Genomic DNA, 12,334 nt, shown 5'->3' on the forward strand with positions numbered 1-12,334 from the left:
GCGGGTTCGCTCAATCCGGCTTCAATGAGGTCGCGCACAGCGCCATGATACCCGCGTTTCGGCGCGCGACCTCACAGAACCCTCCAGATTCCCAATCGGTTCGATTTCTGATTCAACCTGCTGGCTGGGAATGGAGGCTAGCAGGTATGGCAAGACCCTATTCGAATGATTTGCGTGAGCGGGCAGCAACGTTGGTGGCTTCGGGTCGCAGTTGCCGAGAGGTGGCGTCCTTGTTCGGGGTGAGCGTTGCGAGCGTAGTGAGGTGGTCACAACGTCAGCGATTGACGGGGACGGCGGCATCGCGGCGTATGGGCGGCCATCGCAAGCGGCTGCTCGAACCGCACCGGGCACTGGTGATCGATCAGGTGAAAGCTGTGCCGGACATCACTCAAGGCGCTGGTGGCGGAGCTGGCCGAACGACTACGTCGAGGGGCGCACCCATGATGGTCGCAAGCGCGGTCCACCAGCTCACATCCGGTCCGACAATGGCCCGGAGTTTATCGCTACTGCCGTGCAGGAGTGGCTCGCCCGCATCGGGGTGAAGACGCTCTACATCGCGCCGGGCTCGCCATGGGAGAATGGCTACAACGAAAGCTTCAACGGCTCACTGCGTGACGAGCTGCTCAATGGGGAGATCTTCTACAGCCTCGCCGAGGCCAAGGTCCTGATCGAAGCCTGGCGCGGCCACTACAACACCGTGCGTCCGCACAGCAGCCTTGGCTATCGGCCGCCTGCCCCGGAAACTGTAAGATCGCCATTGCCGCCTTCCGGTTCCGCTTCGCTCCACCTCCAGCCGGCAATGGCGCAGGAGGCGACAATCCACTAACAATCAACACGGACCACTCGGTGGGGGCCGGTCATCTCCACTCTTCTCGAACCGACAGCAATCTACGACCGGCGGGCATCAGCCAACTATCCTCTTCTGCAAGGCGTACTGAAGAAAAGGATCCGCATGCAACCCGGAAGCTTTCAGGCGGTATCTCGAAACCGTTGATCGGCTTAAGCTCTCTCAAAGGACTTGCGACCGATCAGCAATCCTTTGGATCCTTCACTTTCGAAGTTGAAGCTGAACTCAGGCCAATCGCGACGCCACCGGCGGGCAATTAAGCGTTCACCGGGCCTTGCAGCATCGTCCAGCATTATTATGCCGCCTGGAGAAATCCTGTCGAAGAGACAGTCTGCAATTCCTCGCGCAAAGGGATGTACAGACCAAGGCGGCCCGTCGATTACAAGCAGGTCGATTTCATCTGGAAGCTGTGAAAGGGCATACCATATTCCGGGCCAGCTGTCGCTGCGATAAAGAAGGGGTGCATAGTGAAAGGCCGCATCCAGGTCGTAATCGGAAAGCCACTTCGCCATTTCTCCAACGAACGGCAAGTGCTGGTCGTAACTATGCAGCCTGCCCTTCCCGTTCTTCTTAAGCGCACTTGAAATGATGAGGGATGTGGCTCCAGAGCCGAGTTCGACCACATTTGCGGGTTGGCGCTCTTCAGCCAGGTCAACAATGCGATGGAGGAAGTGAGTGTCCGCCTTCCAGCTGCCAAGATGAGGAAGTGCATCATGGTCTAGCCTGAGTCGCTCCAGGAGAGCGAACTTGGAATGGCGTGTTCCGCCATAAAGGCTTTTGAGCAACCAGGGCCATTGAATCGCCCCAAAACCAATCTGGAATGCCCGTTCGGTAAGGGTCAGCCGAGCTTGCGAACTCGATTCGACCGACTTGGATAAAATACCTGTGAGAAGCTTTGTCGTCATTCTGTGCGTCCCGAATCCGTTGAGCAGATGCCTGGCGGCTGCGGCCCCTCTCAAACGAGGTGGAAAATGGATCTTCTGCGCCGGAATCGAGGGCGATACAGCCTGACAGCGTGTATTGGCCCCTGGTTTGGCATTTGATACGCAGGTTTTCAGGTTCGGCGATCGTCCAGTGCGACTAGAGCGCAGCCCCGGCAGTCGCCGCTATCGCAATCGCGGGAAGAATTCCAACAAGCGTCGAAATGGCATAACGCCGCAGGCTTAGAGAGGCCAATGCGGAAACTCCCGTCACGGCCAGATGCGGGACGCCAATCAGGCGAAGTCCAATAATCGGTAAAATCCCACCCCTTGAAACTGCGTGATCCAACCTCTTGATGTGGCGGCCATACCGATGCTGCGAGATAGAACTCGTTCCCCGCACGAGCCCGCAGAAAAGGATGACCGATCCAAAAAGCGCGCCTGCGGCGACCGCTGCGATGGCAAGCGTTTCGCCTAGAAGCGCACCCGAGGAAAAGGAAACCGGCACGAGTGCGCCGGGTATGCCAGTAGCGTAAATACAAGCTGCCAAGCCCAAGAATGCCATAGCCAGCCAGACTTCTGCCAAGGGCATTGCGAGGATTATCTCGGTCTTGTCGAGTGTTAATAAGGGGGAGACGTGAAAATCCATAAACAAGACTCGCCTGAAAATCGTTTAGCGTTCTCACGGATCCATGTGTGGGAAATAGGGGAACTTTCCCAGTGGAGGGTACCGGTGAAGCAGCGGGGTGCCAGAGACCGTTCCTCGGGTATCAAACTGCCGTATCATCATATGTCGCGGATCGAACGCGGCCTTGGCATTTTTCGCTGCCCAACTTGGGTCCGTTTCCGCGTTCTCCCTTGCCTGACAATAAACTACTTTACTAGATTTTCCGAAAAGCATAACCTCTGCCCCAGAGGCGCATGAGATTGTTTCTCATTTAACCTCTCCTCAGACTAGGGGCAGCTCGCCGAGCTGCCCCCATTTTGGGGCAATAGGGAGCAGGCCCAAAAATGGGTAAATTTCTATGGAGAGAGGGGAACGAGCATGCAGAAAAAATCCTACTGGCTGGCGGGCGCCGCATTATTGGTGTTGCCACAAGTATTGAGTGCTCAACCGGTTGCATCCGGCCAGGATGCCGATGACGGGCAGGTTGTAACGGGCAACGTCATTATTGTGACGGCCCAGCGCCAGTCGCAGAGCTTGCAAGAGGTGCCGATCGCAGTCAGCGCGTTCGACGCCGAAGCGCTCGAAAGCCAGCAGATCGAAAACGCATCCGATCTCCAGTTGACCCTGCCTAATGTGTCGTTTTCGAAAGGCAATTTCACCTCCGCCTCCTTCACTATCCGCGGCATCGGCGACTTATGCGTCGGCGTGACCTGCGACGCCGCGACCGCCATACATGTCAACGGATCGCCCCTTTTTGGAACCCGATTGTTCGAAACGGAATATTTCGACCTTGAACGCATCGAAGTCCTTCGTGGACCCCAGGGAACGCTCTTTGGCAGGAACGCGACCTCCGGTGTTGTGAACGTGGTCACCGCAAAACCCGACCTGTCAGGATTCGGCGCTGAAGCCGAATTCGAATATGGCAACTTCAACAGCATAAGAGCAGAGGGAATGGTAAACATTCCGATCGGAGATACGATCGGCGTCAGGCTGGCCGGCGTATATCTGAACCGCGATGGCTATACCACGAACTTGTACGACGGTTCCGACATCGATGATCGCGACATGTATGCTGTGCGCGGGTCCCTGCGTTTCGAGCCCGGCCCGAACACAACTTTCGATATGATGGGATATTACTTCCGCGAGAACGATACGCGATTGAGGAACCAGAAGCAGGCCTGCCAGCGAGATCCACTGGGGGTACTGGGCTGTCTTAACAATCGTCTTGACTACGACATCACCAATGCAAATTCCACGGTGGGGGCCACGCTTAGTTCCTCTGAATTCTTCGCCATTCAGGGCATTCCCGGAGTGCTCGGGCTCGGGAGTTTGTATGGCCCTGATGCATTCGCCGGGTTCGACAAGCCCGACGATGTCAGGGTGGTGAACACTCCCTATACGCCCTTCTACTTGGCGGATGAACTGCAGATTCAGGCGCGACTGGAGCAAAGCTTTGGCGCGATGACGTTAACTGCCACGGGCCTGTATCAGGATACCCAGGTGGATTCGCGGCAGGATTACTTTCTCGGGGTTCAGGACCGAGCTGGCTTCGCCCCGGCATTGAACACACTTGCCTTTTTCGGAGCAAATGGTCTGCCAACTGGCCTCGCTCCTCCGGCTCCCGCATTTATTCCGGGATCCTCAGGCTATTTCTCGCCCATAGTCGCCGCACTCTTTCCAGGCGGACCGCAGGGGCCACTATGTACTTCTGACAATGACGACGGCAACCGTGGTGCTTTCGAGGGGAATTCGCTTTGTTCCGAGTCTCCCCTCTCCTTCGACCGTTCTGCTGAACAGCGAGAGTCCTGGAGTGGCGAGCTAATCCTCACAAGCGACTTTGATGGACCGTTCAATTTTCTGGTCGGCGGAATTTATGCAAAATCCAAAACCACTGACAACAGCTATTACGTTAATTCGTTTGCGCTAGATTATGCGAGCGCAATCCTGGGATCTTTCGGTTCCCTGTCGGGCGGGCTTCCACCTTCCTATTTCGCGACTTCGATGTATCGGAACAATTCTCTGGAAGCCAATCTTGAGAGCTACGGAATATTCGGCGAGGTATATTTTGACTTGACCGATCGGCTCACCCTTACGGGCGGCCTACGTTATAACAACGACAAGAAAGATGTAACCGCACGCACCACCTTGATTAGTTTCCTGAATCCCTATTCGAACGATGGAGATCCCTTCGAAAGCCCTATAACCCCTCTGGTAAGTCCATCAGGGCTTTTCGACGCTGACCCCGGCCAGCCTGGCCTTCAGCTCACTCAGTTTCGCGAAGTCGGCTTTGACGACATTACGGGAAGAGCTGTTCTGGACTTCGCGATCACACCCGATAATACCATCTACGCCTCTTATTCCAGGGGATACAAATCGGGCGGGATAAATCCGCCACTCTCTCCGATTTTTGAAGTGAGCGAAAGCTTTGGGTCCGAATCGATCGATGCATTTGAAATCGGTTCAAAGAACGTCTTTGCAAACGGGGCGTTGCAGTTGAATGCGACGGCTTTTTATTATAAATATAGCGGGCTTCAGCTAAGCCGGATCGTTGCTAGAACTTCAGTGAACGATACAATCGATGCCGATATTTGGGGCCTCGAACTGGAAACTGTGATACGGCCGGACCGTAATCTGCTGGTGAATTTGAACTTCAGCTACCTGAACGCTGAGGTCGCTGGCGATCAATTCTTTTCCAATCCGCGTGATCCCGGCGGCGGCGATCCCGATGCGGTGATCATCAAGGACATCAGCAATGGCGCCCATTGCGCTGTCACGGGGCCTGCTCCCGGAGTCGCTGATGGATTCGTTGCAGTAGTCAATGCAGCTTTGGGACTCCGGGGCCCCGAGGAATTTCCTGCTGACGGCAATATCGCCTCCAGCGGTGCATTCGGCATCTGCGATGTCCTCGAAAATGCCATTCCCGAGAATAGCGGAATTCAAGTTCTCAGTCCGGGTGTCGAGGTGAACATTAAAGGCAACACCCTGCCTCAGGCCCCCAATCTAAAGGTTTCGATGGGTGCGCAGTACACAGTCGAACTCAGTAATGGCATGACTTTGGTGCCTAGGATGGATCTTGCTTTAACCGGCAAGCAGTACGGGAACATCTTTAACGGGAGGGTCAATCGCATCGAGCCCTTCGTTCAAGCGAATGCCGTGGTCCAACTGAACAGTGCTGATGATCGCTGGTTTGTTCGGGGATTCGTCCAAAACCTCTTTGATAGTGATTCCATAACCGGATTGTATGTTACCGATGCATCTTCCGGTAATTTTACAAATATCTATACCCTAGATCCGCGGCGTTATGGAATCGCAGTTGGAGCCAAATTCTGAAATCCGATTGCTGACGGGAATGTCTCGTAGCTATAGGATGTTACTTCGGGGGAACAGGATAGTGCAGTTATACAGCATGAGCGGAAGATCCGTGCCGGTCATGCTGCCAAATTCCCGGACAAGCCACCAAACTGCCGGGTTGGTCAACGGCTGCGAACGTCGTACCTCGGGGTGCTGATATTAGTAACGTAACGATTTGGTGCTGGTAGCAGACTGATGAGTGGAGCCGTTAAAGCCCGAAAGCATGAGGCGATCCTCTCAGCCGCCACCCGGGTGTTCGTGAGGGAAGGCTTTGATGGCGCCAGCATGGAGCAGGTGGCACGGGAAGCAAAAGTTGCTAAGCCCACACTTTACAATCACTTTCCAGACAAGGGCGCACTCTATGTCACGGTTGTAGAAAACGCACTTAAGAATGTTAACAACGAAATCGCCAAGCCAAGGCTGGCGGAATTGCCTGCGCGACAAGGCTTGCTCGTAGTTGCAAATCAGTTGACTGATCTATTTGGGCGGCACGACAGTGCTGTGCATTTGTGTCGTATTGCAGTGGGGGGGGGCGGACGCTTCCCACTCGCGACGGCGACGATTATGGACGCCGGTCCGCGCCGAGGGACGGAAAAGATCAGGGTGCTTCTGCGCGTATGGTGCGGACGTGGCGAACTGACCGTGGATGATGAGCAAATCGCTGCACAGCAGCTCGTCGAACTGTGCAAAGTGTCTATTTTTGACAACCGCCTATTCGGTTCGCATGAGAAAGTGCCTGTCGCGCAATGCGAGCGTGTCGCCCGCGCGGCTCACGACACCTTCATGGCGCGCTATGGTGCCTGAATGACTGAGAGGATAACGGCGGAGGGGCAGCCAGTAAGCGATCGCTGTCTCGGATGCACGGTTCCCAATTAAGGAAGAGCCGATATAGTATAAAAGGTGATACTCCAGTGCAGATCGAAGCAATGATCTTATACGGTGAGGCAGGAATTGCTCTTGCCGCTGACGCCTGCGGGGAACAGAACGCGATGCCGGTCCTGCTCGCTCATGGGGGCGGTCAGACCCGGCGGGCGTGGAAGCGCGTAATGTGCGATCTCGCTCAAGAAGGCTTTCGCGCGATTGCGGTCGATCTTCGAGGGCATGGAGATAGCGACTGGGCTCTTGAGGGCGCTTACGATGTCCGAAATTTTGCGGCTGACTTGGTCAACATCGCGTCGCTTATGGAGCGTCGCCCAGCCCTGGTCGGGGCTTCGCTTGGCGGAATGGCAGGAATTCTAGCCGAAGGCGAGCTCGCACCCGGCACCTTTGCCTCGCTTACCTTGGTCGACGTAGTTCCGCGAATGGAGCCCGCCGGCGTGATGCGAGTAGTCGGTTTCATGGAAGAGCACGTCGATAGTGGCTTCGCTTCACCGCAGGAGGCGGCGGACGTGATCGCTCGCTATATGCCGCATCGTGCCAGACGCGGCGCAAGCGATGGCCTCAAGAGCTATCTGCGGAAAAAGGAGGATGGCCGCTTTTACTGGCATTGGGACCCCGCTTTCATCCGCAATATCGCGGCTACCAAACGAAGCGACCCTGGCAGTCAGGACCGGCAGTCGGCACAGTTGAGCCAAGCCGCGGCGAATCTCGCACTTCCGCTGCATCTCATCCGCGGCGCTTCGAGTGATCTTGTTTCCGACGAGGCCGTTTCGCATCTGCGACAACTTGCCCCTCATGCAGAATACACGGACATCGCAGATGCCACGCATATGGTCGTGGGCGATGCGAACGACGCCTTTTCCGCCGCTATCGTCGATTTCCTGAGGGGCCATCACTCTTCCGATACGGCTCAGCTGGAGGGGATGAAGGAAGCATGATCGATCGAGAGCGCTTGCAAGAGATGCTGCACCTGGCCCCTTTTCACCGATGGCTCGGGCTGGAGATTGCTGCCTGGTCTGAGAATGGAATCGAGATCACCATGCCGTGGCGCGAGGAGATCGTGTCGAACCCCATGGTGGGGTCGGCGCATGGAGGGATCCTGGCGTCACTGGTCGACCTCACCGGACTTTATGCTTTGCTTGCGAGAGGCGCCGCCGCGAAAGCGACGGCCGATCTGCGCGTCGATTATCACCGTCCTGCAACCTCAGGCCCTCTCACTGCTCACGGACAGATCGTGAAGATCGGGCGGCAGATTTCGGTGGCGCAGACGCGTATTGTCGGACCCGACGGCAAGTTGGTCGCCAGCGGCAGGGGCGCGTATTTCTCGTGAACCGAACGAACTGACGCAGGACTCCTCGTCAGCTACGACTTCACGGCGCGGCAACTGCCCCCTCGGCGGGCTCTTGCCACCCCAGGCCCAGCGACTTCTGCAGCGCGATCCAGGCCAGGGTAAGCGCCGCTTTCGTCCGAACCAGGTCTGCCGAAGCCTGCTGCTTGTCGCGCAGCGCAAGATTGAGGTCAGCCCTCGAGATCGCTCCTGCCGCAAAGCGCTGGCGATTCAGATCAGCGGCGCTATCGGCCTGGCTCTTGATCTGTGCGGTGGCTGCCAGTGCGACCCGTTGTTGGCCAAATCGTGCCAGAGCTCGCTCGGCATCCTGTAGCGCCGAGAGGACGGTTTGACGGTAGTTAGCGACAGCTTCGTCGCGGACCGCCCCGGCTCGATCTACTGACGCGTCGACCCTTCCAAAATCGAGAAAATTCCATTCCAGGCGAGGGATCGCCAATGCCGATAATTCACCCACATCGAAGATGTCGTCGGGGGAGGATCCGCCAAGGCCCAGAATCCCCATGAAGGACAGCTTCGGGAACCTTGCCGCTTCAGCCACACCGATCCTGGCCGTTGCGGCGGCGAGAGTGCGCTCAGCCGCCCTGATGTCGGGCCGACGCGCGAACAGACTCGCCGGATCGCCGACAGTAACCTGATCCGGGGGCAAAGGGATATCACGCGGCGTCGAAAGGTCTTCGGCAGTCGATCCGGGAATCCGGCCGGACAGTATGGCAAGCGCGTCGAGCAGGACCGCAATGTCGGCCTCCGCCTCGGCGAACTGGGACTTGAGCACCTCCAGCTCGGCGTTCGCGTTACCCACCGGGAACAGCGGCAGCGCGCCCTGCTGATACCGCTGATAAGTCAGGGCCAGGATTTCCTCCTGCAGCTTGATCTGCGTCCGGTATTGGTCGGCGCGGAACTGGGCCTCCCGCAAGTTGACGTAGTTATTGGCAACTTCGGCGGTCAGCTGGACCTTTGCGTCCTCCGCGTTGGCGACCGTTGCAGCGGCCTGCGCGTTGCCGGCCTCGATACGCCTCCGGGAGCCGCCCGCAAACTCCAGCTCCCAGTTTGCATTGAGACCAACATTGTAAAAGCTGAGGGCGTCGTCGCTTCCCGCCTCCGGATCGGGTTGCTGTGAGGACGGGGGTGGCCCCCCCTGGATGTCCAGGCCGGGAAGCCGGCCCTGAATAGTGGTGGCCTGGGTTCCGAGCGTCGGCATTCTGCCCGCCCGATCCTGCCTGACCGATGCCCGGGCCTGCGCGATGCGCGCTTGCGCTGCCTGAAGCGACGGATTTTCGGACAGCGCAATTTCGACCAGCCGTGTCAGTTCAGGATCGTCGAGCAGCACCCACCATTCGGCGAGGGCCGGGTCCATGAGGCCTACGTCCTCGCCAGCGCGGACAAACCGATGGCCCGTATCCGCCGACAATATTTTCGGAGGGCCTGCGTAGTCCGGCCCAGCCGTACAGCCAGCCAGCAAGGCGATGAGGAGAAGCGATGGTATTGGACGGCGCATCATGTTGGGCTCAGTGCATCGAAAGGGAGACATTTTTTGGAAGCGGCCTCAGGAAGAGGACTAGCGGAACCGTCGCGAGGGTCAGGACCCCCATCACCAGGAAGACGTCATTGTAGGTCATTATGAACGCCTCGCGTTGGAGGGTGCGGCTCAGGACGGCCATCGCCCCCTCCATGCCGCCGAAGTTTCGCGCCAGCCCGTCGAGATAGTCCTGCAGCGAAACGCTGTTCGCATTCAGCGTCTCTTCCATTCGTCGGCTGTGATGCCAGATCCGTTGGTCCTGGAACGATGCCAAAGCTGAAAGAGCGAAAGACCCGCCGAGATTGCGGGCCGCGTTGAAAATCCCCGAAGCATCGCCCGCGTCCTCCTTGGCAACCGAAGCCACTGTCGCTTGGTTCAGGAACATCATCGACAGGATCATGCCGACACCGCGCAAGAGCTGGCTCTCGGTGAAAACGGCACCCCCGGATTCGGCTGTAAGGCTGGTGCTGACAAAGCAGCTGACCGCCATCAGCAACATGCCGGCGCCAACGGCGATGCGGATGTCGATCTTCCGTATCATCAAGGGAAGGACAGGCATCAACAGGAATGCCGGGACGCCCATCCAGAAAATAACTAGCCCGGTCTGAAGGGCGTTGTAATCAGAAATGATCGCGAGGAACTGCGGGATTACGTAGGTCGAACCATACATCACCATGCCCAAGGCGAGCGCCATGATCGCGACGCTGGCAAACTGTCGATTGAACAGGAGTTGCAGTTTTAAGACCGGTTTGCGTGCCTTCACCTGTCCGTAAATCAGCGAGGCAAATCCGACGATTGTGATCACCGTGAGCCATTGAATGAGCGAGGATTCAAACCATTCTTCACGGTGGCCCTCCTCGAGAACAACTGTCAGGCCGCCCAGCCCCAGGATGAGCCCGAGAATGCCCGCCCAATCCGCGTCGGTGAGATATTCCCACTTTGGCTTTTCATGGGGCAAGCCAACGAACAGGAGGAGCAGCAGCAGGCCGCAGACTGGCACATTGACAAAGAAGGCATAGTGCCAACTCAGATTCTCGGTCAGCCAACCCCCGATCAATGGTCCCATCACGGGGCCGAGGATCACTGTCATGCCGAACAGGGCCATTCCGATGGGCTGTTGATGAGGCGGCAGCCTTTTGGCGACGATGGTCATCGCCGTCGGAATGAGCACTCCGCCCATGAAGCCCTGACCCGTGCGACCGATGATCATAGTGGTAAGGTCGGTTGCAATCCCGCACAGCACCGAAAAGGCGGTGAACGCGCTGACCGCGATGATAAGGAGGGTTCGCAGACCAAACAGACGCTCCAGCCAGGCGCTCAGCGGAATGACGACAATCTCAGCAACGAGAAACGAGGTGGCAATCCAGGTGCCCTCGGCGCCTGTGGCACCGATTTCTCCCTGGATAACAGGCAGAGCGGAATTGACGATCGAGATGTCCAGCGTCGCGAGCATGGCGCCGAGAGCGCCCGCAGCCACGGCTACCCAGGCGGTAACGTCCGCGTTTTTCGGGCTCGCGACCGGACCTCCGGGAGTGCCAGGGGCTGCCATTCCTTCGGTCATTGCGTCTGGCTCGAGATCTCTTCCAGTTCACCTGCCGCATTCCGGGTGTCAACGGTCGCCACAACTGACATGCCGGGAACGAGCAGACGCCGAACTTCAAGACGAGCGTCAATAGCTATGCGGACCGGTATACGCTGAACGATCTTCGTAAAGTTGCCGGTGGCATTCTCGGGGGGGAGGATTGAAAATTCCGCTCCCGTTCCCGGCGATATGCTGTCCACCCGTCCCGCGATCTCAACGCCGGGTAAGGCGTCGACCTCTAGCCGGACGCTCTGGCCGGGCCGGATCAGGCCAACCTGCGTTTCCTTGAAGTTTGCGGTCACGTAGATCGCGCTCACCGGAACCACCGTCATCAAACGCTGGCCCGGCTGCACGAACTGGCCCACTCTCACCGAGAGATCGCCGACCCGGCCTGCCTTGCTGGCGCGCAGCAACGTCGATTCAACCGTAAGGTCGGCTGTTTCTAGCTGCGCGCGCGCAGCGTCGGCCTGCGCCTGGGTCTGGCCAATCTGCTCGAACAGGGTCGCGCGGCGAGCCGTTGCGGCAGAAACCGCCGCCTGCGTAGCTGCGAGTTCGGCGCGCGCCTGCCGCGCCTGCGTCTCATACTGGTCGAGCTTTTCCCGCGGTTCGGCTCCGGTGGCAGCCAAGGGTCGATAGCGCGCCACCTGGTCGTTCGCGAGGTCGAGTGCCGCGCCCGCGGCGGCGCGTTGGGCCTGCGCCTGGCGGATGGCCGCATCCTGTTCGGTTACTTGTGACCGGATGGTATCGGCCCCTGCGAGCGTCGCGGCAATCTGCGCGCGCGCCTGTTGAGCTTGCGCCTGATAATCCCGCAAATCAAGTTGTACGAGGGCTCCGCCGCGAGCAACCTGCTCGTTCTCCCCCACGAAGACCTCTTCGACGTATCCCGCTACCTTGGAAGAGATAACGACGCTGTCAACAGCGACATAGGCATTGTCGGTCGACTGCATGTACTGACCGTAGGTAACGTGCCGAAAGTACCACCAGCCCCCGCCGAGCAGGACTGCAAGACCAATAATGATTAACACGACGCGCAAGCCACGCCGCGATTGCGGGTTCGTTGGGGTTGTGCCCTCCTGCTCCGGTTCGTTGGAGGTATCGGTCATCTGACTCTTTCGGCAGCTTCAGTAAGAGGTGATCGGGCCACGCGCCCTATAAGGCGCGCGTCGTATAGTAAAGTGTTTTAGCAGTTTGTGTTTGGGCATCCGAAGCGATCGGACTACACAG

9 protein-coding genes and 2 pseudogenes are annotated in these 12,334 nt (G+C 58.1%); 6 read left to right on the forward strand and 5 right to left on the reverse strand.

Annotated elements, in window-relative coordinates:
* Window positions 1–146: 146 nt before the first annotated feature.
* Both ACWIKC_RS12830 and ACWIKC_RS12835 read left to right on the forward strand, forming a co-directional pair.
* Window positions 147–251: pseudogene (locus ACWIKC_RS12830) on the forward strand (IS630 family transposase); the annotation flags it as partial.
* A gap of 158 nt (window positions 252–409) precedes the next feature.
* Window positions 410–826: pseudogene (locus ACWIKC_RS12835) on the forward strand (integrase core domain-containing protein); the annotation flags it as partial.
* A 173-nt stretch (window positions 827–999) separates the two neighbouring features.
* Here ACWIKC_RS12835 and ACWIKC_RS12840 read toward each other — a convergent pair.
* Together ACWIKC_RS12840 and ACWIKC_RS12845 are read right to left on the reverse strand one after the other, a co-directional pair.
* Complete coding sequence (locus ACWIKC_RS12840) at window positions 1,000–1,752, reverse strand: class I SAM-dependent methyltransferase (protein WP_454597863.1); 753 nt, start codon at window positions 1,750–1,752, stop codon at window positions 1,000–1,002.
* A 175-nt stretch (window positions 1,753–1,927) separates the two neighbouring features.
* Entirely contained in the window at window positions 1,928–2,416 is a 489-nt protein-coding gene (locus ACWIKC_RS12845; protein WP_305930748.1) for a VTT domain-containing protein, read from the reverse strand.
* Window positions 2,417–2,812: 396 nt separating this feature from the next.
* Between ACWIKC_RS12845 and ACWIKC_RS12850 the strand changes: the two genes are divergently transcribed.
* The 4 genes from ACWIKC_RS12850 (at window position 2,813) to ACWIKC_RS12865 (ending at window position 7,994) form a co-directional block, all read left to right on the forward strand.
* On the forward strand, window positions 2,813–5,764 hold the full coding sequence (locus tag ACWIKC_RS12850; protein WP_305930747.1) for a TonB-dependent receptor: 2,952 nt from the start codon (window positions 2,813–2,815) through the stop codon (window positions 5,762–5,764).
* Between the two features lie 216 nt (window positions 5,765–5,980).
* Entirely contained in the window at window positions 5,981–6,589 is a 609-nt protein-coding gene (locus tag ACWIKC_RS12855; RefSeq protein ID WP_305930746.1) for a TetR/AcrR family transcriptional regulator, read from the forward strand.
* Between the two features lie 107 nt (window positions 6,590–6,696).
* Window positions 6,697–7,602: an alpha/beta fold hydrolase gene (locus tag ACWIKC_RS12860; protein ID WP_305930745.1), complete on the forward strand. Its 906-nt coding sequence runs from the start codon at window positions 6,697–6,699 to the stop codon at window positions 7,600–7,602.
* Window positions 7,599–7,994 (forward strand): hotdog fold thioesterase, encoded by a 396-nt coding sequence (locus ACWIKC_RS12865; RefSeq protein ID WP_305930744.1) that lies wholly within the window; start codon window positions 7,599–7,601, stop codon window positions 7,992–7,994. The genes ACWIKC_RS12860 and ACWIKC_RS12865 overlap by 4 nt, the downstream gene beginning before the upstream one ends.
* A 40-nt stretch (window positions 7,995–8,034) precedes the next feature.
* Here ACWIKC_RS12865 and ACWIKC_RS12870 read toward each other — a convergent pair whose 3' ends face one another.
* The 3 genes from ACWIKC_RS12870 to ACWIKC_RS12880 are packed head-to-tail and all read right to left on the reverse strand — an operon-like array spanning window position 8,035 to window position 12,213.
* Window positions 8,035–9,510, reverse strand: a complete 1,476-nt coding sequence (locus tag ACWIKC_RS12870) for an efflux transporter outer membrane subunit (protein WP_454597864.1) — start codon at window positions 9,508–9,510, stop codon at window positions 8,035–8,037.
* Between the two features lie 7 nt (window positions 9,511–9,517).
* A complete protein-coding gene (locus ACWIKC_RS12875) occupies window positions 9,518–11,089 on the reverse strand; it encodes an MDR family MFS transporter (protein ID WP_305930743.1) in 1,572 nt (523 codons plus the stop codon).
* Window positions 11,086–12,213 (reverse strand): HlyD family secretion protein, encoded by a 1,128-nt coding sequence (locus ACWIKC_RS12880; protein ID WP_305930742.1) that lies wholly within the window; start codon window positions 12,211–12,213, stop codon window positions 11,086–11,088. The genes ACWIKC_RS12875 and ACWIKC_RS12880 overlap by 4 nt, the downstream gene beginning before the upstream one ends.
* Window positions 12,214–12,334 lie beyond the last annotated feature (121 nt).

Source organism: Qipengyuania sp. SM2507, assembly GCF_053714505.1.

Coding starts and splice junctions, on each gene's coding strand:
- ACWIKC_RS12840 (WP_454597863.1), bottom strand. CDS start 1,752: ATGACGACAAAGCTTCTCACAGGTATTTTATCCAAGTCGGTCGAATCG.
- ACWIKC_RS12845 (WP_305930748.1), bottom strand. CDS start 2,416: ATGGATTTTCACGTCTCCCCCTTATTAACACTCGACAAGACCGAGATA.
- ACWIKC_RS12850 (WP_305930747.1), top strand. CDS start 2,813: ATGCAGAAAAAATCCTACTGGCTGGCGGGCGCCGCATTATTGGTGTTG.
- ACWIKC_RS12855 (WP_305930746.1), top strand. CDS start 5,981: ATGAGTGGAGCCGTTAAAGCCCGAAAGCATGAGGCGATCCTCTCAGCC.
- ACWIKC_RS12865 (WP_305930744.1), top strand. CDS start 7,599: ATGATCGATCGAGAGCGCTTGCAAGAGATGCTGCACCTGGCCCCTTTT.
- ACWIKC_RS12870 (WP_454597864.1), bottom strand. CDS start 9,510: ATGATGCGCCGTCCAATACCATCGCTTCTCCTCATCGCCTTGCTGGCT.
- ACWIKC_RS12875 (WP_305930743.1), bottom strand. CDS start 11,089: ATGACCGAAGGAATGGCAGCCCCTGGCACTCCCGGAGGTCCGGTCGCG.
- ACWIKC_RS12880 (WP_305930742.1), bottom strand. CDS start 12,213: ATGACCGATACCTCCAACGAACCGGAGCAGGAGGGCACAACCCCAACG.